The following is a 15,040-nucleotide window of genomic DNA, read 5'->3' on the forward strand; positions in this document are numbered from 1 at the left end:
TTAAAGTACACTCCGCTCCGGTTCTCGCAAAACACCATTTTCGGCACGTCATAAGCTGAATCCGGGATGCCGCCCTTTTCGTTAGTTCCACGCGCCAACGAAAAGCACATGAGCACCGGAAGCGCAGAAGTGTGCCATTTGCAGGCCGTCAGAGCCGAAATAGACCGGACTTCAGTTCCATGTGCCGACAACGAACACAGCACAATAATGCAGCGCCGCGCCCACCACGACAAAGCCGTGCCAGATGGCATTCTGGAACCGCAGCCGCTCCCAGACATGGAAGATCACGCCCAGCGAATAGATTATGCCGCCGGCTGCAATCAGCCAGAAGACCGCTGGCGGCAGCGACTGCACCATGGTGTCATAAACCATGACGCCACTCCAGCCGAGCGCTAGATAAAGCAGGATCGACAGCCGGTCGAAACGCCCCGGCATGAACAGTTTCAGCGTGATGCCGACCGAAGCCACGCTCCACACGAAAAGCAGCAGCGGCAGCGCACGGTCGCCCATATGCATGGCAAAGGGCGTGTAGGTTCCGGCAATCAGCAGGTAGATCGCCGAATGGTCGAAACGGCGCAGGAACCATTTGGTCGGGGAAACCGGCCAGATATTGTAGACAGCCGAAATTCCGAGCGCCACCAGAAGGCTTACGAGATAGACGCCCGACGAGATCGAGGTCACTGCCGGCATGTTCGGCAGGAAATGGACCAGCATGGCAACCGCGCCGACAAGCGCCAGCCCCACACCCAGAACATGGATGACGCCATCGGCCCACAATTCGGCCCGGTCATATTTCCACTTGATGGGGTGCGGCAATCTCACATTCATGCGGTCTTCCTGTCGTCGGTTCCAGAGCGCATCGCGAAAGTGTGGAACGGTTTTCGGAAAAGATGCGCGTGAAACATGGAGATAGAGCGCCGGTCCGATCAGATCAGATCGAAATGCGCTCTCAACAGGAAACTGCCATTAGATTGCAGCGTCAAGATGACAGTTAGCTCAATGAGCATTTCTTCTGACGCGCACCTTATCCCGAAAACCGGACTCCACTTTTCGGGTGCGCTCTATTGAGCCGCCGGTGTGTAGGAAGCCTGGATGGGAGCCACGCCCGGAAGCGGTGCGGCGGCACCTTCCGGCAATGATGCGGGCTGGATGGACGCGGCTGCCTCACGGGTCGGGCCGCTGCGCTTCCAGCTGCCGTCAAGGCCCGTTTCCTGCAACAGCCCCTTGCGCTTGGCATCGTAATAATAGCCGCGCGCATAATAGCGGACCGCCTGGCTTTCGTCGCCGCCCGCCACCTTGTAGGCGCCGGACAGATAGCGCACCGCATATTTCAGATTGGTTTCCGCATCGAGCAGGCCCTTGGCCGCGCCCGTATACCCCATGCCGCGCGCGGTCGGATGGCTGATCTGCATCAGGCCCCAATAAGGACCGTTGCGCGCACCCGGATTGAACCGGCTTTCACGATGCACGACCCGGCGCACAAGGCGTTCCGGCACGTCATAGGCGACGGAATATTTGGTGATGAGCGTGTCCAGATCCTTAGGCGCGCTGTCCGGCGTCTCAAACGCCATGTTGGCAGCAACGGATGCCGGAGAAGCGGCGGCCTGCGCACCGGCATAGGCCATCATCGGTTCGGACTGGCCGCGAATGCCGGGAATGGGAACGACGGCGGGCAGGACGGGATCGGAAGGATCGGTCACCGCCGCGACGGTCTGCGTTCCAGCAGCAGCGGCGGCAGCGCCCGCATCGGCTGTCGCCGTGCCTGCGGCATCTGCTGTGGCACCGGCGGCGCCGCCTGCGGCGGCAACGGTCGTGCCGGATGTATCGGTCTGCGTGATCAGCGCGGTTTTCACCGGCTTGCCGCCATCGGTGGTGTTGCAGGCGCTGAGCGCCACGGCGCAACCCAGAAGCAGAATGCCCTTGCGGACCATATCAGCGGAAGAAGAAGAAAGCTGGAGACGCATGACCGGACCCGTTCTCAGGAATCGAAATCTTGTTCGATGCGTTTTTCAAGCTCGACCAGATCGGCCGGCAGAGGCAAGCCGCTTGCGCGCAGCGCATTGAGCTTCTCGCGAACCGTTTCGCGGATTTCATGAGCGTCTTGCGGCTGATTCACCATTTGCTCGAAAAGCAGCGCAATTTCCGCCTTGATGTCCTCGAATGCCATCCAGATCCTCTTGGCTTTGCGGGCATCGCGGGACACCCGTTTCAGTCAATATTCTTTCGGTCGATGACAGTCGTGTACCATGCAAAAGGCGGCAAACGGAAGCGCTAAACGTCAGGGCGCGGCCAAAATGAATATTTCAAATGGTAACAAAAATATTAACGCGCTCACGCAAGGCGGTGCAGCACCATATCTACCGCATTGAAATTAAACGCAAAAATAGCAAGATCGTCGAAGTCCAGACCGCCATGGGGATCGAACAGATAAATGCTCGTCCAGACGAGCGCGATCACGAGCAGAATTGCCAGAATTGTCAGAATCAAAAGGCGTCGCCCGAGCGCGGCCTTGCGGCCCGCTCCTTCCGGCGGCTGTTTGGCCATAGTCACTTGCTGCCTTGTTCAATCGTCATTGGTCGCGTTCAGTTCCTCCGGCGGGGTGCCGTGTTCGGGCTCCGCCGACAGATAGCCCTCGCGCACCAGCCATTTGCGCAGGATAAGCGTCATCGCCTCGGTCTGGTTGAGACCGGGATGCCTTTCGGCGATGAAGCGCTCCAGAGCGTCGTGCACGTCATCGGGAAGATAGGTGCTCATTCATGCTCCTCCGCATATCTTCACACTACGGTTACGGACAGTTCCCCCACACCATCCACCTTGCCTTCCAGACGGTCGCCGCGCTTGACCGGGCCAACGCCCGCAGGCGTACCCGTAAAGATAAGATCGCCGGGGCGCAGCTCAAAGAGCGACGACAGGTAGGAAATGGTCTCCGCCACCTTCCAGATCATCTGGTTGAGGTCGCCCGACTGGCGCGTCTCGCCATTGATGGAAAGCGAAATCGCCGCCTTTTCCGGGTGGCCGATTTCCGACACCGGCACGAGGGCCGAACAGGGCGCGGAGTGCTCGAAAGCCTTCGCCACTTCCCACGGGCGGCCCGCCTTCTTGGCCACGGCCTGCAGGTCGCGGCGCGTCATGTCGATGCCGACGGCATAGCCATAAACATGGCCCAGCGCCTTTTCGACGGAAATGTCGGTGCCGCCGGTCTTCAGCGCCACCACGAGTTCGATCTCGTGATGCACGTCCTCGGTCTTCGGCGGATAGGGGAAGTCGCCGCCCCCGATCACCAGGCTGTCCGGGTTCTTCTGGAAGAAGAAAGGCGGGTTGCGGGTCGGATCGCCGCCCATTTCAATGGCGTGATCGGCATAGTTCTGGCCGACGCAATAGATGCGATGCACGGGAAAGAGCGCGTCCGTTCCCTTCACCGGCAGAAACGGCTGCGGAGGCGGCGCAAAAACATATGTCGTCATGGGGAACTATTCCGGTCGGAAACTGATGAAGCGATTTTCCCATCATGCAGACGCAAGCGCGTCGCCGCAACCCTTGAAAGACGCAATTCCCTGTTATCGCCCGTCCGAGACCACGACAAAATCCGCCTTGCGCGATTGCGCGACCACGAGTTCGGCATTGGGAATATCGTTGGAAAGGGCGCGGTTCCGGGCGGTTTCGGCATCGAAGCCGAAGCCAAGCCAGCGATCGGTGAGGCGGCGCTCCAGTTCGTCGAAAGGCACGTCCAGATAGATCGTGAGATCGAAGAAGGGAGCAAGCTGCGCCCATGGCTGCTGATCGAGCAGCAGGTAATTGCCTTCCACCAGAAGCACGCGATGCTCCGGCCCGACCACGGATGCGGCGGCGCGGGAAAGCTCCAGCGAGCGGTCGAAGACCGGGATGAAGACTTCGCCGTCCGCCTGTTTCAGCCGTTGCAGCAGCACCGCAAACCCGGCGCAGTCGAAGGTTGGCGGCGAACCCTTGCGGCTCAACAATCCGCGCCTGTCGAGAATGGCGTCGTCGAGGTGAAATCCGTCCATGGGCACGACGATGGACGGCGCATCGCCGCCCTTGTTGATGGCATGGAGCAGATAGTCGGACATGGTGGATTTTCCGGCTCCCGGCGGGCCTGCAACGGCCACGATCAGGCGTCCGTCAGTTTCCGCCAGCCGCGCAAGAATTTCCGAAGGCAGGGCTTCGCGCTCGATAGGCGTCATGTCCGGTTTCCGTGATTCGTCCCGCCAGCATATCAGAAGCTCAAGCCGCTTCCTTCGGCCTCATCGCGCCGGTCATCAGCGCCACGGCGTCCGACATGGAATATTCCTTGGGGTCGATGACCGTCAGGCGGCGTCCCAGCCGGTGAATGTGGATGCGGTCGGCGACCTCGAACACATGCGGCATGTTGTGCGAGATGAGCACGATGGGCATGCCGCGCCGCTTCACGTCCTGAATGAGTTCCAGCACGCGGCGCGATTCCTTGACGCCGAGCGCCGCAGTCGGCTCGTCCATGATGACCACCTTGGAGCCGAAGGCGGCGGCACGCGCCACCGCAACGCCCTGACGCTGGCCGCCCGAAAGGGTTTCCACCGCCTGGCCGATGTTCTGGATGGTCATCAGGCCCAGTTCGGAGAGTTTTTCTCGGGCGATCTTTTCCATCGCCCCGCGATCCAGCATGCGGAACAGCGAGCCGAGCGGCCCCTTGCGGCGGATTTCGCGGCCGAGAAACAGGTTGTCGGCGATGGAAAGTGCTGGCGACAAGGCAAGGTTCTGATAGACCGTCTCGATGCCCGCCTGCCGCGCTTCCATCGGCGAATGAAAGCTGACCGGCTTGCCGTCGAGCAGGATTTCGCCCTCGTCCGGCTTGATCGCGCCGGACAGCGCCTTGATGAGCGAGGACTTGCCCGCGCCATTATCGCCGATGACCGCGAGGATTTCGCCGGGATAGAGGTCGAAATCGGCATGGTCGAGCGCCGTGACGCGACCATAGCGCTTGACCAGCCCCTTGGCGGAAAGAACAGGCGTGGTGTTCGTTTTCATGCGGCAGCCTTTCTGATCCACTGGTCGATGGCGACGGCGGCAATGATGAGAACGCCGATCAGGAGATAGGTCCATTGCGGATCGGTGCCCCACAGGCGCAGGCCCAGCGAAAACACGCCGACGATCAGCGCGCCGAACATGGTGCCGAGGATGGAGCCGCGCCCGCCGAAGAGCGATATGCCGCCGATCACCACGGCGGTGATGGATTCGATATTGGCGAACTGGCCCGCAGTCGGCGACACGGAGCCGAGACGGCCGATCATCGCCCAGCCCGCCAGCGCGCAGATGATACCCGCCAGCACATAGACCGACATGAGGATGGGCTTGACCGAGACGCCGGAAAGCTGCGCCGCCTCCGGATCGTCGCCGATGGCATAGACGTGCCGTCCCCATGCGGTGTGGTTCAGCACATACCAGAGCAGCAGCACCAGAAGCACCATGGCGATGACGCCATAGGTGAAGACCGCGCCGCCAATGCGCACACTCTCGCCGAAGAATTGCAGGATCGGCGCTTCCGCCGTGATTTCCTGCGCGCGGATGGTCTCGTTAGCGGAATAAAGGAAGTTGGTGGCGAGGATCACCTGCCACATGCCGAGCGTCACGATGAAGGGCGGCAGGCGCACATAGGCGACCAGAAAGCCGTTGATGAAGCCGCAGAGCGCGCCGGTGGCAAAGCCGCAGAGAACGGCAAGCTCGGCGGGCAGACCGTAGCGGAAGGTGAACTGGCCCATCACCACCGAGGACAGCACCATGATGGCGCCGACCGAAAGGTCGATGCCGGCGGTGAGGATCACCAGCGTCTGCGCCGCCGCGACAATGCCGGTAATGGCGACCTGCTGCAGTATAAGCGTCAGCGAGAAGGCGGAGAAGAACTTGCCGCCCAGCGTGACGCCGAAGATCAGCAGCGACAGGACGAGCACGATCAACGGCACGGCAGCGGGATTGTGATGCAGGAAACTCCGCATCCGATAAAGCAGCGACCGGTCGCCCGCATCGAAGGAGGCGACTTCCGCCGCGCTCTGCGAAAGCGTCTTTTCATAGTCCTGCATGGACGGTTTTTGTGCAGCGGAAGCCGCCTGTGGCTCACTCATCTCTGTCTCCTGCCTTCAACCTGGCCCGGCGGACCTTCCGATCCGCCGAACCAGAACCCAAAGAGCCTGTCAGCCCCAGCACTTGCCGAGCGCGGTCTTGGTATCGATCGACGGAACGCCTTCGACCGGCTTGTCGGTGACGAGCGACACGCCCGTATCGACAAAATCCTTGCCTTCGGTCGGCTTCGGCTTTTCGCCCGTATCGGCAAACTTCTTGATCGCTTCGATGCCGAGCGCCGCCATCTGCAGCGGATATTGCTGCGAGGTCGCGCCGATCACGCCAGCCTCGACATTCTTCACGCCGGGGCAGCCGCCATCGATGGAGACGATCAGCACATCCTTTTCGCGTCCGACGGCCTTCAGCGCCTCATAGGCACCGGCGGCGGCAGGTTCGTTGATGGTGTGGACGACATTGATGTTCGGGTCCTTCTGGAGAAGATTCTCCATCGCGCGGCGTCCGCCCTCCTCGTTGCCGTCGGTCAGGTCGCGACCGGCAATGCGCGGATCGTCCTCGTCGCCGAGCTTGGTCTTGTCCTTCGGATCGATGCCGAAACCGGTGGCAAAACCCTGATCGCGCAGCACGTCGACGCTCGGCTGCGATGCGGTGAGGTTGAGGAAAGCCACATGCGCGTCCTTGGCCTTGTCGCCAAGCGTCGCCGCCGCCCATTTGCCGACCAGCTCACCGGCGAGGAAATTGTCGGTGGCGAAGGTTGCGTCCGCCGCGTCGGCTGGCTCAAGCGGCGTATCGAGCGCGATGATGAGCATGCCCGCCTCGCGCGCCTTCTGCAGCGACGGCACGATGCCCTTGGTGTCGGACGCGGTGATCAGAATGCCCTTGGCGCCATCGGCGATGCAGGTTTCGATGGCCGCGACCTGGCTTTCGGAATCGCCGTCGATCTTGCCCGCATAGGTCTTGAGATTGACGCCAAGCTCCTTGGCCTTGGCGACAGCGCCTTCCTTCATCTTGACGAAGAACGGGTTGGTGTCGGTCTTGGTGATGAGGCACGCGCCGGCATCGGCGGCGTTGGCCGAACTCAATGGAATGGCGGCAGCGCCAAGCGCGAAGGCAGCAAAGGCTGCCGACAGAACTGTCTTCTTCATGGACTCCTCCCAGATTGCAGCCGGTTCCTCTTCCCGGCACCGGAGAAGCAAAACACGGCTTTAAAACAGAGTCAATTAATAAATCCACTTGATTTATTAATGTGCTGTGTCACTCTGACTGGCGGAGGAGAAAGCGCGAAACGAGCGGGCGACAGGCTGCCAGCTTTATCCGCGCCTATCTTAAGCGATTGTTTTATTTGATGTCCCGCACGTCAGGGGTTTTTCTCCTTCGATGTTTGGTTTAGGAATTCCCGCACGCCATGGCCGCATTCCGATTGCATCCCATGGGCCGGAATCTGGGAGAGGCTATGGTCAGGCATAAAGTTGAGCGCGAGCCGGACAGCGGATCAGCCGAAAGCGTTCCCGCAACGCCTTCCGGCACAATTTCGGGAACGCTTTCAGGAACGCCGGGCCCCGCCATGCAGCAATTCGCCGGGCCCGGCGCGAACGTCAATCGCGGTTCAAACCAGATCGGCGTGCGCGCCTATAATGAGCGGCTGGTTCTGGCGCTGGTGCGCAGGCACGGCGCGCTTGCCCGCGCCGACATTGCGCGCCTGACCGGGCTTTCGGCGCAGACGGTTTCCGTCATCATTCGTGCGCTGGAAAAAGACGGCCTCATCACGCAGGGCGAACGGGTGCGCGGCCGTGTCGGCCAGCCTTCCATGCCGATGCGCCTTGCCGCCGACGGGGTTTTCTCCTTCGGCCTCAAGATCGGGCGGCGCAGCGCGGAAATCATTTTGATGGATTTTCTGGGCGCGATTCGCGAGCGGCGGCACATCACCTATCGCTGGCCGGTGCCGGACGAAATCCGCAGCTTCACCATCGACAGCGTCAACGCCTTCACAGCCGCGCTGGAACCGGCCAGGCGCGACCGCATCGCCGGGCTTGGCATTGCCCTCCCCTTTGAACTGTGGAACTGGGTCGAGGAAGTGGGTGCGCCAGCCGAAGATCTTGATGCATGGCTTGGCGCCGATCTGGTCAGCGATTTCGCCCATGCTTTCTCGTTTCCGGTCTTCATCCAGAATGACGGAACGGCGGCCTGCGGCGCAGAACTGACTTTTGGCCGCGGACCAGAATTCACCGATTTCGTCTATTTCTTCATCGGGTCGTTCATCGGCGGCGGCGTGGTGCTGAACAACACGCTCTATCCGGGGCGCACCGGCAATGCGGGCGCGCTCGGCTCCATGCCGATGCGCATGCGCGGCACGTGGGAACGCGGCGAAACCTTGCAGCTTATCGACACGGCCTCGCTGTTCGTCCTCGAACGCATGTTGCAGGAGCGGCACCTGCCCTCCGACGATCTGTGGCTTTCGCCGGAAAACTGGCGAAATTTCGGTACGCCGCTCGACGAATGGGTGGCGCTTGCCGCACGGGGGCTGGCGCATGCGGCAGTGGCCGCCGCCTCCGTCATCGACTTTCCCGCCGCCATCATCGATGGCTGGCTGCCGGGCAATGTGCGCCACCGCATCGTGGAAGCGACCCGCGTCGAGCTTTCATGCCTCGATTTGCAGGGCCTGCGGGCGCCGGAGATCATCGAGGGCAAGGTTGGCGTCCATGCCAAGGCGATGGGCGCGGCAAGCCTGCCGCTTTCCAACCGCTATTTGTTCGACCAGAGCGTGCTGTTCAAGGATGCAAGCTAGTTCCCTTTATGGCCTTGTCGATATCCTTCTTTGGACCATAAAGCGCAAGGCCGACCAGATCGGGGGCATCGGCATTTTCGGCCTTGAACACAGCACGGTTGGCGACGTCGTGCCCGGTCTCGAACATGGCGCGCACATAGGGCGCACGGACGAGATCGCGCTGGATCGATTGCTGCCATGCCCTTTGCAGCACGTCCGGCGTTGCCGAGAAGATCAGCATCGGCTGGCCGAGCAGAGGCGTATGCCTGCGGCCTGCCGCATCCTCATAAGGGTCGCCCATTGCCTGCGGAACCGCGCCGGATATGCCGGTCGCGATGAAGGCGGTTACGTTCAACTTCTGCCAGACGGGCAGATCGTGCAGGACAAGAATGGCTACTTTGGTTTCAAAAATCATCGGGTCTTCCTCTGTTCGAGGAAAGAACTAGCCCTTTGCGGCTGCAATTTCTGGAACGTTTGTGCGCCCCCGGCGATAGGCGGCAGGCGTCATGCCATAGGCGCGGCGGAACCAGCGCCCCATATGGCTCTGGTCGGCAAAGCCGCTGAGTGCTGCGGCCTCCGCCGGCGGCACTTTTTCGCGCAGCAGGCGGCGGGCTTCGGCAAGGCGCAACTGCACCAGACAGGCATGCGGCGAGGTGCCGTAGGCGCGCCGGAACCCGCGTGAAAGCTGGAAACGGTCGGCGGCTCCCACCGCTTCCGCCAGTTCATCGAGGCCGAATTCCTCGTCGAAGCGCGCGCGCAGATAATCCATGGTGCGGGCTGCGACCGGATGCGGAGCCGCCGCTTTTTCTGCCACGTCGTGGCCCAGATTGGGGGAAAGATGCCGGGAAAGATGGTTCGTCACCCGGTCGCGGCAGTCCTCGATCATCAGGCGCGGCGCTTCCAGAAAGATTGCCTCGCAGGCGCGGGCGACCGCATGGAAGAGTTCCTTGTCATCGGCCAGCGTCTGGCGAAAGCCGATATGCGCATCATTGCCGCCCATGGCATCGCGGATCAGCGCCTGCGGCATATAGAGCATGTTATAGGCAAAGCCGTCCGCCGCGACCGCCTGCCCGTCGTGGCGTTCGCCAGGCTCGATGAGAATCACTCGCCCCGGCGTGCTTTGCCGCCGCCTGCCCCGGCAGAAAAAATCCTGAACGCCCGCATGTGTCACCCCGACAAGCCATTCGTCGTGAAAATGCATGTCATAGGCGTGGCTGTGAAAGCGCGCCGCCACGGCTTCGAGGCCGGTGGCATCGTCGCGTTTCAGGCGCGTCTGATCGCGCGGGCCAGCGATGGGGCGAGCATTGTCCGTCATGACGGAATTTGTAGCATGGCCAGCGACAAACACACGCTTTGTTATTTTCAATCAATAAGTTTGATCTATGTTGTCTTGCAATGACCGCAAATGCCGACAAGGTGTATCGTACCAACTGATTGAATCAACCGGGAAAAACATGACCGTAACGACAATCGCGACCACCCCATACCAGGATCAGCAGCCGGGCACTTCGGGCCTGCGCAAGAAGGTTCCGGTGTTCCAGCAGCAGAACTACGCTGAAAACTTCATCCAGTCGGTCTTCGATGTGCTGGAAGGTTTTGCCGGCAAGACGCTCGTGGTCGGCGGCGACGGTCGCTATTACAATCGCGAAGTGATCCAGAAGCTGATCAAGATTGCCGCCGCCAACGGTTTTGGCCGCATCATGGTGGGTCAGGGCGGCATTCTTTCGACGCCTGCAGCCTCCAACATGATCCGCAAATACAAGGCTTTCGGCGGCATGGTGCTTTCGGCCAGCCACAATCCCGGCGGGCCGAATGAAGATTTCGGCATCAAATACAATATCGGCAATGGCGGACCGGCGCCGGAAAAGATCACCGAGGCGATCTTCGCCCGCTCCAAGGTGATCGACCAGTACAGGATCGCCGATGTGGCCGATGTCGATATCGACACGATCGGCACCACACGGATCGGCGACACCGAGGTCGTCATCTTCGATCCCGTTACCGATTATGCCGAACTGATGGAGAGCCTGTTCGACTTCGACGCCATCCGCGCCATGATCAAGGGCGGGTTCCGCATGAAGTTCGACGCGATGCATGCGGTGACCGGCCCTTACGCCACGGAAATCTTCGAGAAGCGACTTGGCGCACCAAAGGGCAGCGTCGTCAATTTCGTGCCGCTGCCGGATTTCGGCGGCCATCATCCGGACCCGAATCTCGTCTACGCAAAGGATCTCTACGATCTTCTGATGTCCGATCACGCGCCGGATTTCGGCGCGGCTTCCGATGGCGACGGCGACCGCAATCTCATTATCGGGCGCGGCATCTTCGTGACCCCGTCCGATTCGCTTGCCATGCTCGCCGCCAATGCGCATCTGGCGCCCGGCTACAAGGACGGCATCAAGGGCATTGCCCGGTCCATGCCGACCAGCGCCGCCGCCGACCGCGTGGCGGAAAAGCTCGGGCTCGGCATGTTCGAAACGCCGACCGGCTGGAAGTTCTTCGGCAATCTGCTCGACAACGGCAAGGTGACGATCTGCGGCGAGGAAAGCTCCGGCACCGGCTCCGACCATGTGCGCGAGAAGGACGGCCTGTGGGCGGTGCTGCTGTGGCTCAACATTCTGGCGGTGCGCAAGCAGAGCGTGAAGGAAATCGTCGAGGAGCACTGGGCGCGTTTCGGACGCAATTATTACACCCGCCACGACTATGAAGCGGTCGATTCCGACATCGCCAGACAGTTGGTGGCCGACCTGCGCGGCAAGCTGGCCTCCCTGCCCGGCACGACGGTCAACGGCCTCACGATCGAGAAGGCCGACGACTTCGCCTATCGCGATCCGGTCGACGGCTCGATCAGCGAACATCAGGGCATCCGCATCTATTTCCCGGAAGGCGGCCGCGTGGTGCTGCGCCTGTCCGGCACCGGCACGTCGGGCGCCACCATCCGCATCTATGTCGAGCGCTATGAGGCCGACACCGCCCGGCACAATCTCGACACGCAGGAAACGCTGGCTCCCTACATCGAAGCGGCAGAACAGATCGCGGAAGTGAAGAAGCGCAGCGGACGGACGGAGCCGTCGGTGGTTACTTGAGTAGGGCAGTAGGGCAGTAGGGCAGTAGGGCAGTAGGGCAGTAGGGCAGTAGGGCAGTAGGGCAGTAGGGCAGTAGGGCAGTAGGGCAGTAGGGCAGTAGGGCAGTAGGGCAGAGAAGGATATGTGCGTTGCGGTCGTCCGCAACCAAAACATATTCCCCTACTCCCTTACTCCCCTATTCCCTTAACATACTGCCTTACTGCCCTACTGCCTTAATCCCTTAATCCCTTAATCCCTTAATCAAACACAATCGCCGGCGCTGGCTTTCCAGCCCCCTTGCCGCCCTTCATGTTGTCCCAGACCTTGGCTGCGATATCGCGATAGATTTTCGCGTGTTCGCTCTCCGGCTCCTTGACCGTGATCGGGGTTCCGGCGTCTGAATAGGCGCGCACGTCCATATGCAGCGGCACTTCGCCGAGGAACGGCACGTCGAGGCGTTCGGCCTCCCTGCGTGCGCCGCCATTGCCGAAAATATCGTAGCGCGCGCCGGTGTCGGGCGCGATGAAGTAGCTCATGTTCTCCACGATGCCGAGAAGCGGCACATCCACCTTGCGGAACATGTTCAGCCCCTTGCGCGCATCGATCAGCGCCAGGTCCTGCGGCGTCGAAACAACCACGGCACCCGCAAGCGGCACCTGCTGCGCCATGGTGAGCTGCGCGTCGCCAGTGCCGGGCGGCATGTCGACCACCAGCACATCAAGCTCGCCCCAGGCCACTTCGCGCAGCATCTGCGTCAGCGCCGACATGACCATCGGCCCGCGCCAGATCATCGGCGTTTCCTCATCGACCATGAAGCCCATGGACATGACCTTGATGCCGTAATTTTCCATCGGCTTCAGAATGCGGCCCTCCACCGTTTCCGGGCGACCGGAAAGGCCGAGCAGGCGCGGCATGGACGGCCCGTAAATATCGGCATCGAGAATGCCGACCTTCAGCCCGTTGGCGGCAAGGCCAAGCGCCAGATTGACCGCCGTGGTGGATTTGCCGACGCCGCCCTTGCCCGATGCAACCGCGATGATCGCGCCGACGCCCGGAATGCCCGGCTTCGTCGCCGCGCGCTGCGGCGGCGCGGGATGACGGTGCTGCGCCGGTGCGGCTGCTGGTCTAGCTTGGGGTTTGGGCGGTGGGGGTGCGTCGTCGCTGGTGCGTCCGCCCTTCTTTTCGGCGGTGAGCGTGACCAGCGCGCCGGTGACGCCCGGAATTTCCTTCACCGCCTTCTCGGCGGCAAGCCGCATCGGCTCCAGCGCGTCGGCGCGCTCGGCAGGAACCGTGATGGAGAAGAAGACCTTGCCGTCGGCAATAAAGATATCCGACACCAGACCGAGCGACACGACATCGCTTTCGAAATCCGGTCCCGTCACGGCCCGCAGCCGCTCCTGAACCTGTTCGCGTGTTACGCTTGCCATTTCGATTCCTTTAACGAAGGCAGTAAGGGAATAGGGGAGTAAGGAGTATGTTTGAGAACATATTGCCTTACTGCCTATTCCCATACTCCCCTACTCCCCTATTCCCATTTCACCAAGAGGCCAATATTCATTCAGGCCGCTTCCTCACAAACGGCCGCCTCGGGACGGTGGCCCATGAGATAAAGCGCGCAGGTCGTGCGCAGCATGGAGGCGAAGTTGGGGATCGCGCCATTGGCCTCCAGCGCTTCATCGTAAAGCGTCGATATGAAGCGGGGCGTGGTCAGGTTCTGGCTGGCCGCGATCTCGTCCAGCAGGCGCCAGAAGGTGGCCTCCAGCTGAATGCTGGTGGAATGGCCGCCTATGCGCACGGAGCGGTTGATCTGCCGGTAGCCTTCCGGGTCCTGCTCGGCGAAAACCTTGCACATGGGTTCCTCCATTCATTAAGAGCACGAAACTGGCTGTGGTAGCCGATTGCCACCACGCCGTGGTTTTTTCTTCCATAATCGACAACCAGCAACACAATCGCAAGCCGCATTTGACGAAGCGGCGAAAGAAACAGGAGTAGCATGTGGCCAAAGCCATTCATTCGATGATCCGTGTTCTCGACGAGGAAAAATCCGTTTCCTTCTACAAACAGGCTTTTGGCCTCGATATTGCCGAGCGCATCGATTTCGAAACCTTCACGCTGATCTATCTGCGCAATGCCGAAGCCGATTTCGAAGTCGAACTGACGGTCAACAAGGGCCGCACCGAGCCTTACAATCTGGGCGACGGCTATGGCCATCTCGCCGTCGTGGTCGATGATGTCGATGCCGAACATGCCCGCTTCAGCGAACTTGGCTTCAAGGTCGGCAAGCTCGTCGATTTCAAGAACAATGGCGTGCAGCTTGCCCGCTTCTTCTTCGCGGAAGACCCGGACGGCTACAAGATCGAAGTTCTGCAACGCGGGGGCCGTTACCAGTAGGCCCGCCCATCGTCCTTCATGGCCGGGAGGAGCGGCCCTGAAGGATGCGAATGCCAGCGCTCCCGGTGGTGGAAATCTCCGGGAATGCACAGCCAGCCCGCCCATTCCGGACGGGCAAGCAATGGAGGAGAACCGAATGACAACCGTTTTCGACGGTCTTTCCACCCGGGAGAAAAGGACGCTGTCGCGCCGCGACATTCTCAAGCGCGGCGCGGGCCTCAGCCTCGGCGCCATGCTGGTCATCAGCGGCAACGCCGTGATCTGCCCGCAATTCGCATGGGCGCTCGAGACCGCCACGCTCAAGCCCGAAACCATGGCGACCCTGATCCAGCTCGCACGCGACATCTACCCGCACGACAAGCTGCCCGACCGTTTCTACGCCATCGCCGTCAAGCCCTATGACGCGGATTCCGCCAAGGACGAGACGCTGAAGAAGCTGATCGAGGACGGTGTCGCCGATCTGGACAAGCGGGCCGGAGCCGGAGGCTATCTCGGTCTGGGCTGGGAGGAAGAGCGCGTCGCGATCCTGCGCGATATCGAGAAGAGCCCTTTCTTCCAGAAGGTGCGCAGCGGGCTTGTGACCGGCCTCTACAACCAGAAGGAAATCTGGCCGCTCTTCGGCTACGAGGGCGAGGCCTATTCCAAGGGCGGCTATATCCAGCGCGGCTTCGACGATATCGAATGGCTGTAAGCGCCCCGGCGCCGGAACACACCAATTTCAAAGCGGCATCCCCGTCCTGCAAGCGCCTTGCCT

At 61.4% G+C, this 15,040-nt stretch carries 18 protein-coding genes; 4 read left to right on the forward strand and 14 right to left on the reverse strand.

The annotated features are described in order from the left end of the window. Positions 1-171: 171 nt before the first annotated feature. The 10 genes from trhA to ABWW28_RS13775 all read right to left on the reverse strand — a co-directional run bounded on the left by trhA (position 172) and on the right by ABWW28_RS13775 (position 7,211). Positions 172-828: a PAQR family membrane homeostasis protein TrhA gene (trhA, locus tag ABWW28_RS13730; protein ID WP_063881801.1), complete on the reverse strand. Its 657-nt coding sequence runs from the start codon at positions 826-828 to the stop codon at positions 172-174. A gap of 233 nt (positions 829-1,061) precedes the next feature. Then, entirely contained in the window at positions 1,062-1,964 is a 903-nt protein-coding gene (locus ABWW28_RS13735; RefSeq protein ID WP_063619913.1) for a lytic transglycosylase domain-containing protein, read from the reverse strand. A gap of 14 nt (positions 1,965-1,978) precedes the next feature. Beyond that, positions 1,979-2,167 (reverse strand): hypothetical protein, encoded by a 189-nt coding sequence (locus tag ABWW28_RS13740; RefSeq protein ID WP_006472952.1) that lies wholly within the window; start codon positions 2,165-2,167, stop codon positions 1,979-1,981. 164 nt (positions 2,168-2,331) lie between these two features. Continuing rightward, positions 2,332-2,544: a hypothetical protein gene (locus tag ABWW28_RS13745; protein ID WP_006472953.1), complete on the reverse strand. Its 213-nt coding sequence runs from the start codon at positions 2,542-2,544 to the stop codon at positions 2,332-2,334. 18 nt (positions 2,545-2,562) lie between these two features. Further along, complete coding sequence (locus ABWW28_RS13750) at positions 2,563-2,754, reverse strand: hypothetical protein (RefSeq protein WP_006465790.1); 192 nt, start codon at positions 2,752-2,754, stop codon at positions 2,563-2,565. Between the two features lie 20 nt (positions 2,755-2,774). Next, positions 2,775-3,464 carry a fumarylacetoacetate hydrolase family protein gene (locus ABWW28_RS13755; RefSeq protein ID WP_063619912.1) on the reverse strand — a complete coding sequence of 230 codons (690 nt, stop codon included), beginning with the start codon at positions 3,462-3,464 and terminating at the stop codon, positions 2,775-2,777. A 93-nt stretch (positions 3,465-3,557) separates the two neighbouring features. Then, on the reverse strand, positions 3,558-4,199 hold the full coding sequence (locus tag ABWW28_RS13760; protein ID WP_063619911.1) for a nucleoside/nucleotide kinase family protein: 642 nt from the start codon (positions 4,197-4,199) through the stop codon (positions 3,558-3,560). A gap of 40 nt (positions 4,200-4,239) precedes the next feature. Then, on the reverse strand, positions 4,240-5,019 hold the full coding sequence (locus ABWW28_RS13765) for an ATP-binding cassette domain-containing protein (protein ID WP_061344754.1): 780 nt from the start codon (positions 5,017-5,019) through the stop codon (positions 4,240-4,242). Next, a complete protein-coding gene (locus tag ABWW28_RS13770) occupies positions 5,016-6,110 on the reverse strand; it encodes an ABC transporter permease (protein ID WP_021587711.1) in 1,095 nt (364 codons plus the stop codon). Before ABWW28_RS13770 ends, ABWW28_RS13765 begins: the two co-directional genes overlap by 4 nt. A gap of 69 nt (positions 6,111-6,179) precedes the next feature. After that, on the reverse strand, positions 6,180-7,211 hold the full coding sequence (locus tag ABWW28_RS13775) for a sugar ABC transporter substrate-binding protein (protein WP_025090704.1): 1,032 nt from the start codon (positions 7,209-7,211) through the stop codon (positions 6,180-6,182). Between the two features lie 308 nt (positions 7,212-7,519). Here ABWW28_RS13775 and ABWW28_RS13780 point away from each other — a divergent pair, with 308 nt between their 5' ends. After that, complete coding sequence (locus ABWW28_RS13780) at positions 7,520-8,851, forward strand: ROK family protein (RefSeq protein WP_081252452.1); 1,332 nt, start codon at positions 7,520-7,522, stop codon at positions 8,849-8,851. Here ABWW28_RS13780 and ABWW28_RS13785 read toward each other — a convergent pair. Beyond that, a complete protein-coding gene (locus ABWW28_RS13785; protein WP_081252451.1) occupies positions 8,835-9,245 on the reverse strand; it encodes a DUF2000 domain-containing protein in 411 nt (136 codons plus the stop codon). The two genes, ABWW28_RS13780 and ABWW28_RS13785, sit on opposite strands and share 17 nt — an antisense overlap. Positions 9,246-9,272: 27 nt before the next feature. Continuing rightward, positions 9,273-10,145, reverse strand: coding sequence for an AraC family transcriptional regulator (locus ABWW28_RS13790; RefSeq protein WP_063620063.1), 873 nt, complete (start codon positions 10,143-10,145; stop codon positions 9,273-9,275). A 139-nt stretch (positions 10,146-10,284) separates the two neighbouring features. Here ABWW28_RS13790 and ABWW28_RS13795 point away from each other — a divergent pair, with 139 nt between their 5' ends. Next, positions 10,285-11,916: an alpha-D-glucose phosphate-specific phosphoglucomutase gene (locus ABWW28_RS13795; protein ID WP_063881799.1), complete on the forward strand. Its 1,632-nt coding sequence runs from the start codon at positions 10,285-10,287 to the stop codon at positions 11,914-11,916. A 236-nt stretch (positions 11,917-12,152) separates the two neighbouring features. Here the strand turns inward: ABWW28_RS13795 and apbC are convergent, their stop codons facing one another. Then, positions 12,153-13,322: an iron-sulfur cluster carrier protein ApbC gene (gene apbC, locus ABWW28_RS13800; protein ID WP_006465780.1), complete on the reverse strand. Its 1,170-nt coding sequence runs from the start codon at positions 13,320-13,322 to the stop codon at positions 12,153-12,155. A gap of 131 nt (positions 13,323-13,453) precedes the next feature. Next, positions 13,454-13,747: a ribbon-helix-helix domain-containing protein gene (locus ABWW28_RS13805; RefSeq protein WP_006471202.1), complete on the reverse strand. Its 294-nt coding sequence runs from the start codon at positions 13,745-13,747 to the stop codon at positions 13,454-13,456. Positions 13,748-13,890: 143 nt separating this feature from the next. Between ABWW28_RS13805 and ABWW28_RS13810 the strand changes: the two genes are divergently transcribed. Both ABWW28_RS13810 and ABWW28_RS13815 read left to right on the forward strand, forming a co-directional pair. Further along, positions 13,891-14,286, forward strand: a complete 396-nt coding sequence (locus ABWW28_RS13810) for a VOC family protein (protein WP_021587705.1) — start codon at positions 13,891-13,893, stop codon at positions 14,284-14,286. A 136-nt stretch (positions 14,287-14,422) separates the two neighbouring features. Continuing rightward, entirely contained in the window at positions 14,423-14,977 is a 555-nt protein-coding gene (locus tag ABWW28_RS13815) for a hypothetical protein (protein ID WP_025090699.1), read from the forward strand. Positions 14,978-15,040: the final 63 nt, after the last annotated feature.

The organism is Brucella sp. NBRC 14130, from assembly GCF_040371715.1.
Lineage (GTDB): Bacteria > Pseudomonadota > Alphaproteobacteria > Rhizobiales > Rhizobiaceae > Brucella > Brucella intermedia.

Coding starts and splice junctions, on each gene's coding strand:
- trhA (WP_063881801.1), bottom strand. CDS start 828: ATGAATGTGAGATTGCCGCACCCCATCAAGTGGAAATATGACCGGGCC.
- ABWW28_RS13735 (WP_063619913.1), bottom strand. CDS start 1,964: ATGCGTCTCCAGCTTTCTTCTTCTTCCGCTGATATGGTCCGCAAGGGC.
- ABWW28_RS13740 (WP_006472952.1), bottom strand. CDS start 2,167: ATGGCATTCGAGGACATCAAGGCGGAAATTGCGCTGCTTTTCGAGCAA.
- ABWW28_RS13745 (WP_006472953.1), bottom strand. CDS start 2,544: ATGGCCAAACAGCCGCCGGAAGGAGCGGGCCGCAAGGCCGCGCTCGGG.
- ABWW28_RS13750 (WP_006465790.1), bottom strand. CDS start 2,754: ATGAGCACCTATCTTCCCGATGACGTGCACGACGCTCTGGAGCGCTTC.
- ABWW28_RS13755 (WP_063619912.1), bottom strand. CDS start 3,464: ATGACGACATATGTTTTTGCGCCGCCTCCGCAGCCGTTTCTGCCGGTG.
- ABWW28_RS13760 (WP_063619911.1), bottom strand. CDS start 4,199: ATGACGCCTATCGAGCGCGAAGCCCTGCCTTCGGAAATTCTTGCGCGG.
- ABWW28_RS13765 (WP_061344754.1), bottom strand. CDS start 5,019: ATGAAAACGAACACCACGCCTGTTCTTTCCGCCAAGGGGCTGGTCAAG.
- ABWW28_RS13770 (WP_021587711.1), bottom strand. CDS start 6,110: ATGAGTGAGCCACAGGCGGCTTCCGCTGCACAAAAACCGTCCATGCAG.
- ABWW28_RS13775 (WP_025090704.1), bottom strand. CDS start 7,211: ATGAAGAAGACAGTTCTGTCGGCAGCCTTTGCTGCCTTCGCGCTTGGC.
- ABWW28_RS13780 (WP_081252452.1), top strand. CDS start 7,520: ATGGTCAGGCATAAAGTTGAGCGCGAGCCGGACAGCGGATCAGCCGAA.
- ABWW28_RS13785 (WP_081252451.1), bottom strand. CDS start 9,245: ATGATTTTTGAAACCAAAGTAGCCATTCTTGTCCTGCACGATCTGCCC.
- ABWW28_RS13790 (WP_063620063.1), bottom strand. CDS start 10,145: ATGACGGACAATGCTCGCCCCATCGCTGGCCCGCGCGATCAGACGCGC.
- ABWW28_RS13795 (WP_063881799.1), top strand. CDS start 10,285: ATGACCGTAACGACAATCGCGACCACCCCATACCAGGATCAGCAGCCG.
- apbC (WP_006465780.1), bottom strand. CDS start 13,322: ATGGCAAGCGTAACACGCGAACAGGTTCAGGAGCGGCTGCGGGCCGTG.
- ABWW28_RS13805 (WP_006471202.1), bottom strand. CDS start 13,747: ATGTGCAAGGTTTTCGCCGAGCAGGACCCGGAAGGCTACCGGCAGATC.
- ABWW28_RS13815 (WP_025090699.1), top strand. CDS start 14,423: ATGACAACCGTTTTCGACGGTCTTTCCACCCGGGAGAAAAGGACGCTG.